This window comes from Bacillus sp. SCT118 (assembly GCF_058566435.1).
This window is the reverse complement of sequence record NZ_CP191225.1, coordinates 1,462,475-1,477,483: the sequence shown is the minus strand read 5'-3', so window position 1 is coordinate 1,477,483 and position 15,009 is coordinate 1,462,475. Positions and strand designations below refer to the sequence as shown.

The window sequence follows — 15,009 nt, the reverse complement described above, 5'->3', positions numbered from 1 at the left end:
CATCTCCCTTTCCTTATTTTTGTGATGAATGAAGCTTAATGGCGTCCCAGCAGCATTGTTCCAATTCAGTAATTAAATCAGTGTCCATCTCTATATCACCTGTTTGGACGAGCTGATATATCTTGAGAAACGCCCCTAATACAATCGCAATTAACACATTAGAGGGCAGGTTGCGAATCACGCCTTCCGCTTTTCCCTTATTAAAATAGTCATCAAGCATTTGAGTCAGATTTTCTATCATTTTTTTGCTTGTATGATTTAAGTAATGAGCATCTTTTTTGGTTTCAAGAAAAAAAAGCGCATAGTCGCTCTCTTTCGTAAACTGAACGAGACAGCAAAATACGTGGTGAAAGCCTTCTCTGACAGGCAATTCTGAAACGTCTTGCTTCAGTTTTTCCGTAAATCGCTGGATGCTTTCTTGAAACAGTACGTTGACGAGTGTTTCTTTGCTGTCAAAATAACGATAGATCGTTCCTGTCCCTACATGAGCACGTTCAGCTATCATAGGAATAGTGGTAGCGTCAAAACCCCTTTCCGTAAAAAGTGAGACCGACGCTTTCATAATCATGTCGTATTTACTGCTGGATGCGGATAACATGTAATCTGACAACCTCCGATTCGTTTGCGGAATGAATATTCATTCCTTTTGTTCACAAAGAATGTCTGCCCTGTCTGAAATCACCTCTTTGTTCTTTCTTCTGTTATAAGTTTATATGAAAAAAACTTTTTTTAATATAAAGTATATGCAAAAAATAAAAAATTAAGAAAATATACCCAAATCCTAAAGCGAGGATCTTGGATATATTTCCCGAGAAATTTTTTATTTAACAGCCACAATACATAGACAGGAATCACGCCGGATAACAGAAAGATCCCTGAAATGCTGGTCTTTCAGCAGTTGAATATACGTTTTCTCTTTTTCACCGGTATTTGTGTCAATACTGATATAAAACCGGCCGTCAATTTGAAGCACCCTGTAAATTTCTCTTAATGCAAGCCTAATATCGGTGCAGCTTTGAACCGTATGTAAAGAAAAGACTTTATTAAAGGTACGGTCATCAAAGGGAATGTCCTCTGGATAGCCATGACAAACCTCCCCGTTCCCCATGTTCTTTCGATTCGCACGTGATATCTGTCTTACCTTTCGTTTTGAAGGATCAATGCTTTTTAGGCTTCCCTTTTCTAGTTTCTTGGTTATGCTTTTAAAGACAGTGCCATTTCCAATTCCAATTTCTAAAATTCTGTCATTTCCTTGTATATCTATAGAGTCAATCATCATATGCTCAATTGTTTTGGTTAGCTTATATTTCCGAGAAAATAATTTCCAAAAATCCGATCGTTTATAGAGTCTATTTTCTAGCATTTTAAACACCTGCTTTTGGTTTCCTATGTTTATTTATTATATTCAAAAAATAAACATCATCTTCATTCTAAAAGTGAAGGAAGGTACCAACTAGACGGCAATGTATTGAAAAATGTTTCAATAGAACTAAACTTTTTCATTTTTTTCCGCAAAAAAAGCAGAAAACAAAATGTTTTCTGCCCTCTTTCTAATGCCAATGATAAGGGAATACATACAGCCTTTGCTGCTGCATTGCCATCAGCCTCTGCTGTCGGAATGGATTTCCATAACCATGTTTGAAGGAATGCGGCATGGACGCATAACCATGGCCAATCGACGGCAGCCTTTTTTGATAATCGTTCATCATGCCATCACCTGCCTCACAGTAACGTTGATTTATTGTATGCAGGCAGGCATTTTCTTGACAGCTGTTTCGCTAAACTTGGTCCTTCTCCATTGTATAATGCATCAATAATTCCATTCTAAGCATATGCCATTCCCCCTTCAGTTTTTTTCGTTGCTTTTAGCGCCAGTTTGTTAAATAAAGATGCTTTAACTGAGACTCTTTCATTTCATCATAAATCTGCTCAATCTGCTGTTCTCGTTCGAGTTCTTCCAGGCTTTTAAACCGTTTTTTAAGCGTTAACGTTAAAAAGAATAGGTTAATCGTCATATCGCTCACCCCCTTTCAAAGTCCGCACAAGCGAAATAACCCGCGGCACACCCCTTCTGCTGCGGGCAAATAAAAACCGCAGACAAAAGAAGACACCAATGCCTCTACTGCCTGCGGGGAGTTGCGTATGTCCGACTATTCCGAATTTAATGCGTGCGATAAGCATCGGTTAAGGAAGGACACGAACTCTTCCACAGGCTGAATAAACCATGAACTTTTACATGTGTATCACGTACAGGTTGACGTCGTTGTCTCATTGTCATTTTGGTTCAGCCTCCTTTGCTTTTTTCTTACTTTGTAAGTATATCCACCAAATTCCATTTTGTAAACATCTTTTTCTAAAAATGGACGGAAATTGTGCAAATCATCGAATGGATTTGCCCGTTGGTCATGACACCTGCTTCATTTCTTTTCTGGAGCGGTCTTTCTTATGATATGCAATAAAATAAATGAGACCCACAAATACAGCTCCGCCGATGACATTACCGATAAAAGCCGGAATGATGTTTCCGATGAACTGCCCCCACGTGAATGAGCCTGCAAAAATGGCAGCAGGAATCACAAACATGTTGGCGACAACGTGCTGAAATCCGATAGCCACAAAAGCCATGATTGGGAACCAGATGCCAAGGATTTTTCCTGCTGCGTCTTGGGCGCCGAAAGAAAGCCACACTGCAAGACATACAAGCCAGTTACAGCCGATGGCGGAAATGAGAACCTTGCCAAAGCTCATATCAAGCTTTCCTTGGGCAACGGCAATCGTTTTTTCTAAATAAGGACCTGTTTCAGTTAATCCAACCAAATGCCCGAAAAAGTAAGCAACAAACAATGCGCCGATTAAGTTCATAATTGTGACGATTCCCCAGTTAATCGCTAACTCTTTTACTGATATTTTTCTCGAAAATAACGCCATCGCAACTGACATCATATTGCCTGTGATCAGTTCAGCGCCAGCGAGAACGACAAGGATCAGGCCGACTGGAAATACTGCTGCACCAATCAAACTGGACAGGCTCCCCCATTCTTTCGGAAGATCGCCGATTACCCTGATATCAAGCAAATACCCAAGCGCGATAAATGCACCGCCTAAAAACCCCAGCACAAGCAGTGACGGCAGCGGGAGCTTTATTTTTTTCATCCCTGCTTCAATTGCTGCTTCCGCTATTTCATCCGGTTTTCGAAAAGCCATAATTAAACGCCTCCATTACTTCTTCTTTTCTCACAGTTATGCAAGAAAGGCAATAAAAAAGGCAGCACTCAAATAACCTGTGTCAAACCAGGCGTTTGAATGCTGCCTAACTTGTATGCATACCCATACAACAATATCAAGCAGTATATAAGATATTGAAAGAGAATATATACAGTTCGTGCATACATTCCATTGCTTTAGCCTTCTATAACTGTAGCAACATCATAACAAATGTGACAAATTTGTGTCAATGACAAATATACTAGCTTTGCAGAACTTCTTTTTGCTCATCTATTTTTCGGTCAAAAACAAATACAGATACAGCTATGTTTTCCTCAATTTTAATATCAGAAAACAAATGGACTAGCTTAGCTCCCATGAGTTCCTCCATTCCTTCCGGTGTTTGTTTGGAATAAAGGTCTTGAATTAGGCTTGTCCGGGCCGCATGTACCATCTCTCTTCCTTCAGGCGTGCGGGCGATAAACTGCTCGCTTGCACTCAGATTTCCGTATAGTGTTGAAACTGCCATGTTTTCTACAAATACAGTATGAATTCTCTCAGGCCCTTTTCCGAACAATTCTTTACGAAGTTTTCGAATAATATCATTGAATTCATGAATTTTTTTAGACATGCTGATTACCCCTTCCGATATTGCCTTATAAAGGCTTTTCCCGGTTCCCCTCAGGACATTTCACTTGGTTAAAATTTTCCTGCCATATTGTATTATAATAAATATCACATTATAATAAAAGCAGTGTTGATGGATTTGTAATAGGATCTTGTTATGAGTCTATCGTTTTATAAAAATCAAGGATTGGTCTGTTAGTAAGACTTGCTAGTGAACTATTCCGCCATGTGTGTTTACACCTTCTTAGAATTAAGGGCAGGTGTATCTATACATGGCTTTTTTTGACTTCTTGAAAGAAAGATGGAGGGGAATATGAATATGATGGACGTTAAGTCGATCAGTGTCCGTGTAGACGGAACAGAAATTCAAGCACGAGCAGGGGCCACAATTTTAGATATTTTAAATGAAAACGGAATTGAGTACCCGCAGATTTGCCACGTACCAGAGGTTGACCCGATTCAAACTTGTGATACTTGCATAGTAGAGGCAAACGGCAAGCTGGTTCGTTCATGCGCGACGGTTGCAGAAAACGGGATGTCTATTGATCTTTCAGGAAATCGAGTGAAAGAAGCGCAAACCGAAGCGATGGACCGCCTTCTTGAAAATCATTTGCTGTATTGTACAGTTTGCGATAACAACAATGGAAACTGTACGCTGCATAATACAGCGGAAATGATGGGGATCGAGCATCAAAAATACCCATATACGCCAAAAGAAGATCCTTCTTGCGCGGTTGATATGTCTCATCCTTTTTACCGCTATGATCCAAACCAATGTATTGCCTGCGGCCAGTGTGTTGAGGTCTGTCAAAACCTTCAGGTAAATGAAACACTCTCAATCGACTGGGAACGCGAACGCCCTCGCGTCATTTGGGATGAGGGAGTTTCGATCAATGAATCTTCCTGTGTCAGCTGCGGTCAGTGTGTAACAGTATGTCCATGTAATGCACTGATGGAAAAATCAATGCTCGGGCAGGCTGGTTTTATGACAGGCATTAAAGAGGACGTCATGGAACCGATGATTGATCTCGTGAAAAATGTTGAACCGGGGTATGGCAGCATTTTTGCCATTTCTGAAGTCGAAGCGGCAATGCGTGAAACAAGAACGAAAAAAACTAAAACTGTATGTACGTTCTGCGGTGTCGGGTGTTCATTTGAAGTATGGACAAAAGGACGGGATATTTTAAAGATCCAGCCTGTTTCTGATGCTCCGGTTAACGCGATTTCCACATGTGTCAAAGGGAAATTCGGCTGGGATTTCGTCAATTCAAAAGAACGGATCACAAAGCCTTTAATCCGTAAAAACGGAGCCTTTGTGGAATCTTCTTGGGAAGAAGCCCTCGATCTTGTCGCAAGCAGATTAGGATCAATCAAAGAGCAGTACGGTAAAGGCTCTGTCGGGTTTATTTCTTCTTCTAAAATTACGAATGAAGAAAACTACGTCATTCAAAAACTAGCGCGTCAGGTATTTGAAACAAACAACGTCGATAACTGCTCACGCTACTGCCAGTCTCCTGCTACAGACGGATTGTTCCGCACTGTCGGCATGGGCGGTGACGCCGGCACGATTAAAGATATCGCCAAAGCAGGCCTCGTCATCATTGTCGGTGCCAATCCGGCGGAAGGACACCCGGTGCTCGCAACACGCGTCAAACGGGCACACAAGCTCCACGGTCAAAAACTGATTGTGGCCGACCTGCGTAAAAATGAGATGGCTGAGCGATCTGATCTGTTCATCAGCCCTAAACAAGGCACAGACCAAGTTTGGCTGATGGCTGTTACGAAATATATGATCGACCAAGGCTGGCACGATCAGGCGTTTATTGAGGAGAACGTCAATTACTTTGAAGATTATAAAGAAACCCTTAAAACGTATACGCTTGATTATGCAGAACGCATCACAGGCCTTTCAAAAGAAAACATCATTCAAATTGCTGAAATGATTCGTGATGCTGACGGCACTTGTGTCCTTTGGGGAATGGGTGTCACACAAAATACAGGCGGATCTGATACATCAGCAGCCATTTCAAACCTGCTTCTCGCTACGGGCAACTATCGCCGTCCAGGTGCCGGCGCTTATCCTCTGCGCGGACACAATAACGTGCAAGGAGCATGTGATATGGGAACATTGCCTGGCTGGCTGCCGGGATATCAGCATATTACAGATGACAAAGCCCGCGCTAAATTTGAAGAGGCATATGGTGTCGAGATAGATGGAAAGCCTGGTTTAGATAATATTCAAATGCTTCATGCCATTGAAGAAGGAAAAATGAAAGCTATGTATCTTGTCGGTGAGGATATGGCACTGGTCGATTCAAACGCGAACCATGTGCATGATATTTTATCAAGCCTTGATTTCTTCGTGGTACAGGACATCTTCCTGTCAAGAACAGCTCAATATGCCGATGTCGTCTTGCCGGCCACTCCTTCACTTGAAAAAGACGGAACATTTACCAACACAGAACGCCGTGTCCAGCGATTGTATCAGGCGCTTCCGACGCTTGGTGACGCAAAACCGGACTGGTGGATTATTCAAGAGGTGGCAAACCGTTTAGGAGCGAATTGGACTTACAGCCATCCAAGTGACATTTTCTCTGAAATGGCGAGTCTTTCTCCTCTGTTTGCCAAAGCAAGCTATGAGGTGCTTGAAGGCTGGAACAGCTTCCTATGGGGCAGCTTCACAGGTGAAAGCACACCGCTTCTGTATGAAGACGGATTTAATTTCCCTGACAAAAAAGCCCGCTTTGCCCTTTCTGATTGGACCGAGCCAGCGGCATTTCCGGAGGAATACGACCTTCATATCAATAACGGCCGGATGCTGGAGCATTTCCACGAAGGAAACATGACAAATAAATCGAAAGGCATCCAAGCGAAAGTGCCGAATGTATTCGTTGAGATCTCACCTGAGCTTGCACAAGAGCGAGGTGTTTGTGACGGTTCGCTTGTACGGCTCGTTTCTCCGTTCGGAGCAGTCAAATTGAACGCGCTGATCACAGACCGGGTACGGAAAAATGAACTCTATCTGCCAATGAACTCGACAGACAAGGAGTCAGCGATTAACTTCTTGACGGGCCCTGCAGCTGATAAACGGACGAACACGCCTGCTTATAAACAGACAAAGGTCCGCATGGAAGTGCTTGGCGGCTGTGAAACAGCGCCGCTTCCAAAAACAAATCCGCGCAACAAAAAACGGCATCCGCAAAACGGAGTCGAAGCAGAAAGAAAATGGAACCGTCCTGGCTATGTCCATCTGACTGATTAAACGATAGGAGGAAAACGAATGGCCACTCCGATTACGACGATCAAAAAAGAAACAAAAACAGCTGAGCAAATTAAGCTTGAAAAAATAGAAGAACTGAAAGAGCTGCTGGCGGAAAATGAGGACGCCGTCTCTAAAACGATGACGTTAATGAATGAACTCAATGATCTTGGAATTTTTGACGCGGCAACAAGCATGCTCAGAGCGAAGGAAGACATTGCCAAGATTGCGCTTGGCCAAGTTTCCCGCGAGCCTGTCACCAACCTCATCAACACGATGATGGCCGCCGGAGGCGCATTGACAAAAGCCGATCCTGAGTTTACAGCAAAGCTTTTAGAAAGCGTAATGGCTGGGACTGAACAGGCACAAAGCTTTTTAAAAGAAGACAAGAAAGTCGGGATTCTCGACCTGTTAAAAGCAATGAACGATCCTGACATCAACAGAGCCGTCGGCTTCGGCCTTCAGTTTTTAAAAGGCATGGGAAAAGAACTTCGAGAAAAATAACAGAAAAACAGCCATCGCTGATGATGGCTGTTTTTTTATTCGTCGGCTTCTTCCAAACGCTTCTTGTAAATAAGTGAACGGTCAGCGCAAAAGAAGGCACCGGCTAAAAATAAGCAATCCGCTAAAAACATCGTCGATTTCTGGCCTAATGTTAAGCCTTGATCAGGGAGAACTGCGCCTATATATAAAAAAGTGCTGACTGCAAGCAATGTAAAAGCAAAATGCTTGTAGTCTTCTTTTAAAGATTTCATTCTATTTTTGTTCAAAAGAATCACCTGCCAGATTCATAGTATACGACTATTATAATATAATCCGGCGGCTTACAGAGAAAGCAATTCTATCCATTTGTTATATATTTTCAAGCGCTTGGCCGATATCTTCCAACAAGTCTTCCGCATCTTCAATTCCTACAGAAATTCTGATCAAGCCGTCCGTAATGCCGAGCTCAAGCCGGCGTTCTCTCGGAATAGAAGCATGTGTCATTCTTGCAGGAACAGAAATTAAGCTTTCAACCGCCCCCAGGCTTTCAGCAATGGTAAACAGTTTCAGATTTCCTAAAAACGCATCAACCCGTTCTTCACTGCCAATATCAAAGGAGATCATGCCGCCGAAGCCAGATCCTTGCGTTTTTGCAAGCTCATGTTCGGGATGATTTGAAGAACCAGGATAATATAACGTTTGGACAGCAGGGTGATTCTCAAGAAAGCTTGCGATTTTCCGCGCATTTTGATCGATCGCTTCCATTCTGAGTCCCAACGTTTTGATTCCTCTCATTAACAGCCAGGAATCTTGAGGGCCAAGCACGCCGCCTGTGGAGTTTTGCACAAAATGCAGCTCTTCTCCAAGCTCTTTCGAAGCTGTCACAACTAAACCTCCGACGACATCACTGTGTCCGCCAAGATATTTTGTCGCACTGTGAAGTACGATATCAGCGCCTAAAGTAAGCGGCTGCTGAAAATAAGGAGTGTAAAAGGTATTGTCTACAATAAGCAGAACACCCGCTTTTTTTGCGATATCAGCCATGAGCGTCAAGTCGGTGATTTTGAGCAACGGGTTTGTCGGTGTTTCAATATAAATGGCTTTTGTATTAGGGCGAATCGCTTTTTCAACTTCTTCTCTGCTGCTCGTATCGACAAATGTTGATTCAATGCCAAGACGGTTAAGCACCTTTGTCATCACGCGGTATGTTCCGCCGTACACATCATCAGTCAACACGACATGATCTCCGCTGTTAAACAGCATCATAACCGCTGTAATGGCAGCCATTCCTGAGCTGAACGCATAGCCTGCTTCCCCGCTTTCCAGTTCTGTCACAAGTGCTTCGAGAGCGGTTCGAGTCGGATTGGCCGTTCTTGAATACTCGTAGCCTGTATGCTGCCCTGCTTTCGGCTGCTTGTACGTGCTTACTTGATAAATCGGCACGGAAACTGCGCCTGTTTTCTCATCACCTGTGATTCCGCCATGTATCATCAATGTTTTTTTCTTCATATCAGATGCCTCCTTCGTATATTTGTTTGCTGATATATCGATCGCTGCTGTCAGGAAATACTGTGACAATGTTAGTTCCAGCAGATGCTTTTTTCGCTTCCTCCAATGCTGCATAAAGCGCTGCACCTGAAGAGCTTCCGATCAGCAGTCCTTCTTTTTCTGCCGCTTCTTTCACAAGTCTAAACGCATTCTCATCCGTTACGGTGTAGATCTCGTCAAAGTGGCTCTTATTCATATAATCAGGGATAAACTCCATGCCGATGCCCTCTGTTTTATGAGCGTGGGGTTCCCCTCCGTTTAAAATCGAGCCCTCCGGTTCAACAATCACCGTTTTGACTGCTGGATTTTTTTCTTTTAAGAAGGAAGCTGTTCCTGCGAACGTGCCCCCTGATCCTGCCCCTGCGACAAATGTATGAATATTCCCGTCAAGCGCTTCCCACATTTCAGGTCCAAGCGTCTTATAGTAAGTCGATGGATTTACTCGGTTTTTAAATTGCAAAACGCAATAAGAATTTTCAATTTCAGTCTCCAGCTGAATGGCTTTTTGAATGGCGCCCTGCATTCCGTCTTGACGCGGTGTATGAATGATTGATGCGCCAAGCGCTTGCATAATTTGCTGTTTCTCTCTGCTGAAATGTTCAGGGACACAGAAAATCGCTTTCAACCCATATTTTCTGGCACTTAGCGCAAGGCCGATCCCTGTATTGCCTGCCGTAGCTTCTATAATCACTCCGCCGGGTTTCACCTTGCCTGAATCGAGCGCATCACGAATCAGCATATCTCCCAGTCTGTCTTTGATGCTACCCCCGGGATTCATCATTTCAAGCTTGGCATACACCGCGACTCCTTCTGGAACATCAAAGTTCTTCAAGCGGAGAAGCGGTGTATTCCCAATCAGCTCGGTAATGTCCGTAATCACTGTCATATATGTCCTCCTCCTTAATAGAGGTTGTTTTTAGGAAAAACGGAGGAGAACGTTCTCCCCGTTTTAATGAATTCGTTTGATCACCTTTAACACAAGCTCTGTTGAATGGACAGCCGCCTGCTCTAAAAATTGGTCAAATGAAACATGTGATTCTTTTCCTGCGATATCAGATAACGCTCTGATGACGACAAACGGCGTTTTAAATTGATGGCACACTTGAGCCACTGCCGCAGCCTCCATTTCAACCGCGTACAGATCAGAAAATCTCGCACGCACCTCTTCAACCCGCTTCGGATCGTTCATGAAAGAATCGCCTGTTGCAATCGTTCCTTTTGCAACCTGAATACCGTCGAGTTCAGATACCGCTTCTTCAGTGATGCTGATCAGCTTTTCATCCGCCGCATAAGCAGCCGGAAGGCCCGGCACTTGGCCGTATTCATAGTCAAAAGCCGTTACGTCTACATCATGGTGGCGAACATCAGTGGAAATGACGACATCTCCTACATTCAATGTATGATGAAATCCGCCGGCTGAGCCTGTGTTAATGACATAATCAGGCTTGTAACGGTCAAGCAGAAGCGTCGTGCTGATAGCAGCATTTACTTTTCCAATTCCTGATTTTAAAAGAATCACTTCAGTTCCTTCATATTCGCCTGTTGTAAATTCACAGTGTGCGATCGTTTCTGTTTTTGCATTTTCAAGTTTGTTTCTTAGGATGGTAACTTCCTCTTCCATTGCTCCGATGACTGCTAGTCTCATCTATTCACATTCCCTTCACTTTACCGTTTGATCGCCTCCATTATCCACACGAAGTCGTTTTGCTGAGTGAATCGGACTGCAAAACCTTCAGCTGTAAACATTTCTTTCAACGCATCCAATGTAGGATAATGCTCTGTCTCTAAATCATTTGCAAGCTGATAGAAGCCTTGAGAACGGGCTTTATCGATAGCCTGTTGATACGCTTGCGCATCTTCAAAGACGGTATCGGCAAACACTATTTTATCATGCAAGTGAAGGTATTTGCCATATTGCTTTATGGCAGCCCGCTTTTCTTCGTCAGTCAAATGATGAAAAGCATATGAACTGACAATTGTATCAGCCTGAAATGGCGGCTCAGGGAATGTCAGGAAGTCTCCATCAACGATTTCCGTCCTGCCTGAAAGCTTGTCAGAAGCCAGTTTACGCATTGCTGGAGAAGGTTCGATTCCAAATACAGTTTTGCCTGCATCGAGCAGCTTAGCTGTCAAATTCCCGGTCCCCGGGCCAAATTCTAACACATGAGTTCCAGATTTGCTGACGATGGCATCAAGGATATGATCGTAGCCTCTGAACGCTTCTTTATACTGAATATCTAAACCTTGTACTGTTTGATCATAAGTTGCTGCCCAATCTTCAAAGAGAGGGATAAATTCACGTCCCATATTTGTCACACTCCATATTTAATAATTCCTATAAGCATACTATGAATTAATGATGGAACAGTTCCTATAATACCACATCTTCTGAAAAGCAGGTACTAAAACACTTTGTGTATTTAATGCCATCTCATATTGCGCATTGACCGCAAAAAAGCTTATACTTCATATGACTTGTGAAAGCTGGAGGGTCAAGACATGAATTTTCAATTAGATCTGATTAAAGACAAAGTGGAATTTTTTGAAGCGGCTTCATTGCAGGAGCTTGAAAAGAAAATCAATACACAAATTGAAAACAATAAAGCCATCATGCTCCGGGTGAAATCTGTTTCACACCAAACTGCTGTGGCAGAAGGACGAATATTGTACAGCGCGGTGGTTCATTTCGCAGCTGAAGCCTAAAACAAAAGCAGCCGGTTGTAATCCGGCTGCTTTTGTTTATTTTAGCTTTTCTACTTTTGTCGGCTTCCAGCCTTTTTCATCGACCCATGTAATCGTGACTTGATATTTATTCCCAGTCGCCTTGTCCAAAATTTTGCCTTTGGCATCCTGAGGGCTGCCGTTATTTCCAAGCCAGAGCACCGTCATGTTATCTGTTGAGACACCAGTTGCGTACGAGATGGCTTTCAGCATCTCAGCCCAGTCTTGTGAGCTTGAATCATAAGTAGCGGCATGCTCGCCAGTCTGCTCAGTTCCGACTGCTTTCCAGTCAGGATTTTCATACGTTTTTTCCACATCGTTCGATGAGCCGCCTTCTGTTACTTTTGCATCTTTAAGCCCGTCACCGGCTGAATCTGAGCTTGAATCTGAATCAGAGTCATCTTTTTTAGAAGAAGAATCATCTTTTTTGGAATCAGAGTCAGAAGACTTCTCAGAATCCTTTTCGCTGTCAGATGTATCTTTCTTGCTGTCTTTTATATCCTCATCCGATTTCTTTTCAGTCTTTCCTGAAGCCGGAGATTCCTGTTTTTGCGCCGTTTCAGAATCCTTGCTGACATCTTTGCTAGAAGGACTGTTAATGAAGAGATTCGCTGCTACTACGACAATTAGTATGGATACGATTGCGATTAAAATGTTAAGCACTAAATTGGCTTTTCTGCGTTTATCACGATTTTCATAACGAGATTGATTATTGCTCAATAATTCTGCACTCCTTTATCCCTCTTGGCTCAGCATATATTTTAACATGTGCTGAGAAGTTGTTCTATTTCTGATTGATTTCAATTTCGTGTACTTTTTTAACAATATCATAAAACACCGAATTTGTCAGAGCCTTATCTCCCGGTGTATCCATGTGTAAAACAACCAGAGCGTATTTCGGCTTATCCGCGGGAAAATATCCGGCAAACCATTTTTCATAGAGTGTTTCCTTCTCTTTTGAAAGCTTGCCTGTCTGAGCTGTGCCCGACTTCCCTGCTACAGTATACGGAAGATCTTGAAACCTTCTGCCCGTTCCGGAAGGAGATTCTACCACCCGCCGCAGTATTTTTTGAAGCTGCTGTGACGTATATTTGTCTATCGTTTCCCCTTTGAGCTTCTGATCTTTAAACGTAACGAGCGTTGTGCCGTTCTTATACTCAATTTGTTCGGCAATTTTCACCTGCCGTTTTTCTCCGCCGCGGGCGATTGTCGCCATCATATTGGCTACCTCCAGCGGCGTTACCTTTACATTTTTCTGCCCGATTGCTGTTTGCGCAATGGCTTTTTTGACTGATTTGTCTTTTTCATCCCCCCAAATCACGCCGCTTTTTTCGTTATACAGCTGGCGGAAATCGGTTTCGTGGTACAGTTTTCCCTCCCAGCCTGCCCGATCAGTGAGAGCCAGCTTCTCGGACATATCTTCAATAACCGAGCTGTCTTTTTTCATTAATTGTTCTGCAAGGCTCGTAAATGTGTAATTACAGCTTTGGGCAAAACTTTCATCAAAAGACAAGGTTCCTTTGTCGTCCCCCGGCTCCCCGTACAGATTTAAATTGCAATTAAAGGTTTGACTAGGCTTCACCATATTATTTTCGATTGCAGCTGCGGCAATGACTGTTTTAAAAACTGATCCGGGATAGATTGGCGTCAGCATATAATTTTGAAGTGTGTTTTGCCGGGACACATCCGCATCTGGTTTGCTTACAATTCCCAGAACACTGCTATTTTCGATGTCCAGCAGCACAGCTCCTCCCTTTTTCAGCCCCTGTTCATCCAATACCTCCTCCATCACATTTTGAATGCTTTGATCGATCGTTGTTTTGACCTGGAGCGGATAAAATGTATTGGCTTCAGCTGTATATTTGACGTCCATGCCAAACAAAGGGTTTCCTTTTCCGTCCACATGATATAAAAGCTTTGTGTCTTGTTCCGGAAGCAAAAACTCGTCAAATGTCCGTTCTAAACCGGTTGTTCCGATTTCTGTTGTAATCGGAAGGCTCTCCTTGTCAGGATATTTCTTGCGAAGCAGCGCCGGATCTTGGTTCGTGCTCCCTATGGTATGTGAAGCAAGGCTGGGCTCGTCTTCATTCTCCATATATACGCCGTAAATGCCGGGATATTTCAAAGAATTGATTTTTGTGATAGATTGTTTTGAAAGTGTTTTGATTTTCTTTTGCTGCAAAATGACCGGTTTTTTTGCCTTACCTAGTGTCTGGCGCAAATCATCTTCAGACATGCCGAGGATGTCCGCAACTTTTTTGATCGGCCAATCCTGCGTCAGCAGAAAAGGGAACAAAACAACCGCAGGCTCGCTTTGTCCTGTCAGCGCCCGCCCGTTTCGATCTAAAAAAGAGCCTCTTCCATCTGAAATGAGCACTTCCTCCGTCCGCTGTTTCACACTTTCTTGAATCAAATTAATTTTCTTTTTAGAAAATGATTCTGTGAAAAACAGCTGGATTTCTGCAAGCCTCAGCAGAAGCAGAAAAAATACAATCAAAAAAGCGATGACTGCCAGCTTCATTCGTTTCGATATCTTCATAAAAAAACACCTCACCCACATTGTGGACGAGGTGTTTCGCTGCTAAACAGATATTATGAAATTTTCACAATTTTCACGAGCATTTCTCCGCCCGGTGTTTGTACTGTGACTTCTTCATCTACTTTTTTGCCCAAGAGGCTTTTTGCGATCGGTGAATCGTTTGAGATTTTCCCTTCAAACGGGTCAGCTTCCGCGCTTCCGACGATCGTATATGATTCTTCGTCACCGTCAGGCAGTTCGACGAAAGTGACGGTTTTACCCAAACCGACAACGTTAGAGCCGCCGTCATCTTCAATGATTTTCGCATTGCGAATCATATTTTCAAGAGTCGTCACGCGGCCCTCTACAAATGCCTGCTCTTCTTTCGCTGAATCGTATTCAGAGTTCTCGGAAAGGTCTCCGAAGCTTCTCGCAATTTTGATGCGCTCTACTACTTCTTTTCGTTTAACCGTTTTCAAATATTCTAATTCTTGTTCAAGTTTTTGTTTTCCTTCTGCAGTCATAGGAAAAACTTTCTCTTGTGCCATGTCCCTTCACTCCTTCTGGTTGTCCCTCAACATCTTCGATTATGTATGAGAGCATAAACTAAAAAATACAAGAATGAGAACACAGGGCAGTCCTCGTTCTT

General features: G+C 43.1%; 17 protein-coding genes. 3 read left to right on the top strand and 14 right to left on the bottom strand.

Annotation, left to right across the window (positions count from 1 at the left end):
* Window positions 1-13 precede the first annotated feature (13 nt).
* From fatR to ACQVGT_RS07435, 6 genes are all read right to left on the bottom strand, one after another.
* Window positions 14-598 carry a transcriptional regulator FatR gene (gene fatR, locus ACQVGT_RS07460; protein ID WP_015483491.1) on the bottom strand — a complete coding sequence of 195 codons (585 nt, stop codon included), beginning with the start codon at window positions 596-598 and terminating at the stop codon, window positions 14-16.
* Window positions 599-820: 222 nt separating this feature from the next.
* Window positions 821-1,363: a class I SAM-dependent methyltransferase gene (locus tag ACQVGT_RS07455; protein ID WP_015483492.1), complete on the bottom strand. Its 543-nt coding sequence runs from the start codon at window positions 1,361-1,363 to the stop codon at window positions 821-823.
* Between the two features lie 187 nt (window positions 1,364-1,550).
* Window positions 1,551-1,709, bottom strand: a complete 159-nt coding sequence (locus tag ACQVGT_RS07450) for a hypothetical protein (protein WP_003229817.1) — start codon at window positions 1,707-1,709, stop codon at window positions 1,551-1,553.
* 156 nt (window positions 1,710-1,865) lie between these two features.
* Window positions 1,866-2,015 carry a YrzI family small protein gene (locus tag ACQVGT_RS07445; protein WP_015384217.1) on the bottom strand — a complete coding sequence of 50 codons (150 nt, stop codon included), beginning with the start codon at window positions 2,013-2,015 and terminating at the stop codon, window positions 1,866-1,868.
* A gap of 388 nt (window positions 2,016-2,403) precedes the next feature.
* Window positions 2,404-3,204: a formate/nitrite transporter family protein gene (locus ACQVGT_RS07440; RefSeq protein ID WP_003229815.1), complete on the bottom strand. Its 801-nt coding sequence runs from the start codon at window positions 3,202-3,204 to the stop codon at window positions 2,404-2,406.
* 262 nt (window positions 3,205-3,466) lie between these two features.
* Window positions 3,467-3,835, bottom strand: coding sequence for a Na-translocating system protein MpsC family protein (locus ACQVGT_RS07435; protein WP_003229814.1), 369 nt, complete (start codon window positions 3,833-3,835; stop codon window positions 3,467-3,469).
* A gap of 315 nt (window positions 3,836-4,150) precedes the next feature.
* On the opposite strand from ACQVGT_RS07435, the gene fdhF reads away from it, so the two are divergent.
* On the top strand, window positions 4,151-7,093 hold the full coding sequence (gene fdhF / locus ACQVGT_RS07430; RefSeq protein ID WP_080030742.1) for a formate dehydrogenase subunit alpha: 2,943 nt from the start codon (window positions 4,151-4,153) through the stop codon (window positions 7,091-7,093).
* 18 nt (window positions 7,094-7,111) lie between these two features.
* Window positions 7,112-7,594, top strand: a complete 483-nt coding sequence (locus ACQVGT_RS07425) for a helical membrane plugin domain-containing protein (protein ID WP_014477490.1) — start codon at window positions 7,112-7,114, stop codon at window positions 7,592-7,594.
* A 35-nt stretch (window positions 7,595-7,629) separates the two neighbouring features.
* Here ACQVGT_RS07425 and ACQVGT_RS07420 read toward each other — a convergent pair whose 3' ends face one another.
* From ACQVGT_RS07420 to ACQVGT_RS07400, 5 genes are all read right to left on the bottom strand, one after another.
* Window positions 7,630-7,860: a YrhC family protein gene (locus ACQVGT_RS07420; RefSeq protein WP_015483495.1), complete on the bottom strand. Its 231-nt coding sequence runs from the start codon at window positions 7,858-7,860 to the stop codon at window positions 7,630-7,632.
* An 82-nt stretch (window positions 7,861-7,942) separates the two neighbouring features.
* A complete protein-coding gene (locus ACQVGT_RS07415) occupies window positions 7,943-9,082 on the bottom strand; it encodes a bifunctional cystathionine gamma-lyase/homocysteine desulfhydrase (RefSeq protein ID WP_015384221.1) in 1,140 nt (379 codons plus the stop codon).
* A 1-nt stretch (window position 9,083) separates the two neighbouring features.
* Window positions 9,084-10,007: an O-acetylserine dependent cystathionine beta-synthase gene (locus tag ACQVGT_RS07410; RefSeq protein WP_015384222.1), complete on the bottom strand. Its 924-nt coding sequence runs from the start codon at window positions 10,005-10,007 to the stop codon at window positions 9,084-9,086.
* 63 nt (window positions 10,008-10,070) lie between these two features.
* Window positions 10,071-10,766, bottom strand: a complete 696-nt coding sequence (mtnN, locus tag ACQVGT_RS07405; RefSeq protein ID WP_009967881.1) for a 5'-methylthioadenosine/S-adenosylhomocysteine nucleosidase — start codon at window positions 10,764-10,766, stop codon at window positions 10,071-10,073.
* A gap of 20 nt (window positions 10,767-10,786) precedes the next feature.
* Complete coding sequence (locus tag ACQVGT_RS07400) at window positions 10,787-11,428, bottom strand: class I SAM-dependent DNA methyltransferase (RefSeq protein ID WP_015384223.1); 642 nt, start codon at window positions 11,426-11,428, stop codon at window positions 10,787-10,789.
* 192 nt (window positions 11,429-11,620) lie between these two features.
* Here ACQVGT_RS07400 and ACQVGT_RS07395 point away from each other — a divergent pair, with 192 nt between their 5' ends.
* Window positions 11,621-11,824, top strand: coding sequence for a YrzA family protein (locus ACQVGT_RS07395; protein ID WP_014477495.1), 204 nt, complete (start codon window positions 11,621-11,623; stop codon window positions 11,822-11,824).
* Window positions 11,825-11,860: 36 nt separating this feature from the next.
* Here ACQVGT_RS07395 and ACQVGT_RS07390 read toward each other — a convergent pair whose 3' ends face one another.
* From ACQVGT_RS07390 to greA, 3 genes are all read right to left on the bottom strand, one after another.
* Entirely contained in the window at window positions 11,861-12,562 is a 702-nt protein-coding gene (locus tag ACQVGT_RS07390) for a YrrS family protein (protein WP_015384224.1), read from the bottom strand.
* Between the two features lie 64 nt (window positions 12,563-12,626).
* Window positions 12,627-14,381, bottom strand: coding sequence for a peptidoglycan D,D-transpeptidase FtsI family protein (locus tag ACQVGT_RS07385; protein ID WP_015483496.1), 1,755 nt, complete (start codon window positions 14,379-14,381; stop codon window positions 12,627-12,629).
* Window positions 14,382-14,434: 53 nt separating this feature from the next.
* Window positions 14,435-14,908: a transcription elongation factor GreA gene (greA, locus tag ACQVGT_RS07380; protein ID WP_004399078.1), complete on the bottom strand. Its 474-nt coding sequence runs from the start codon at window positions 14,906-14,908 to the stop codon at window positions 14,435-14,437.
* Window positions 14,909-15,009 lie beyond the last annotated feature (101 nt).

Excerpts from the sequence above, each read along its gene's own strand:
- ACQVGT_RS07400 (WP_015384223.1), bottom strand. The coding sequence starts at position 11,428 with ATGGGACGTGAATTTATCCCTCTCTTTGAAGATTGGGCAGCAACTTAT.
- fdhF (WP_080030742.1), top strand. The coding sequence starts at position 4,151 with ATGATGGACGTTAAGTCGATCAGTGTCCGTGTAGACGGAACAGAAATT.
- ACQVGT_RS07435 (WP_003229814.1), bottom strand. The coding sequence starts at position 3,835 with ATGTCTAAAAAAATTCATGAATTCAATGATATTATTCGAAAACTTCGT.
- mtnN (WP_009967881.1), bottom strand. The coding sequence starts at position 10,766 with ATGAGACTAGCAGTCATCGGAGCAATGGAAGAGGAAGTTACCATCCTA.
- ACQVGT_RS07410 (WP_015384222.1), bottom strand. The coding sequence starts at position 10,007 with ATGACAGTGATTACGGACATTACCGAGCTGATTGGGAATACACCGCTT.
- ACQVGT_RS07445 (WP_015384217.1), bottom strand. The coding sequence starts at position 2,015 with ATGACGATTAACCTATTCTTTTTAACGTTAACGCTTAAAAAACGGTTT.
- ACQVGT_RS07385 (WP_015483496.1), bottom strand. The coding sequence starts at position 14,381 with ATGAAGATATCGAAACGAATGAAGCTGGCAGTCATCGCTTTTTTGATT.
- fatR (WP_015483491.1), bottom strand. The coding sequence starts at position 598 with ATGTTATCCGCATCCAGCAGTAAATACGACATGATTATGAAAGCGTCG.
- ACQVGT_RS07455 (WP_015483492.1), bottom strand. The coding sequence starts at position 1,363 with ATGCTAGAAAATAGACTCTATAAACGATCGGATTTTTGGAAATTATTT.
- greA (WP_004399078.1), bottom strand. The coding sequence starts at position 14,908 with ATGGCACAAGAGAAAGTTTTTCCTATGACTGCAGAAGGAAAACAAAAA.
- ACQVGT_RS07395 (WP_014477495.1), top strand. The coding sequence starts at position 11,621 with ATGAATTTTCAATTAGATCTGATTAAAGACAAAGTGGAATTTTTTGAA.
- ACQVGT_RS07440 (WP_003229815.1), bottom strand. The coding sequence starts at position 3,204 with ATGGCTTTTCGAAAACCGGATGAAATAGCGGAAGCAGCAATTGAAGCA.
- ACQVGT_RS07425 (WP_014477490.1), top strand. The coding sequence starts at position 7,112 with ATGGCCACTCCGATTACGACGATCAAAAAAGAAACAAAAACAGCTGAG.
- ACQVGT_RS07415 (WP_015384221.1), bottom strand. The coding sequence starts at position 9,082 with ATGAAGAAAAAAACATTGATGATACATGGCGGAATCACAGGTGATGAG.
- ACQVGT_RS07450 (WP_003229817.1), bottom strand. The coding sequence starts at position 1,709 with ATGATGAACGATTATCAAAAAAGGCTGCCGTCGATTGGCCATGGTTAT.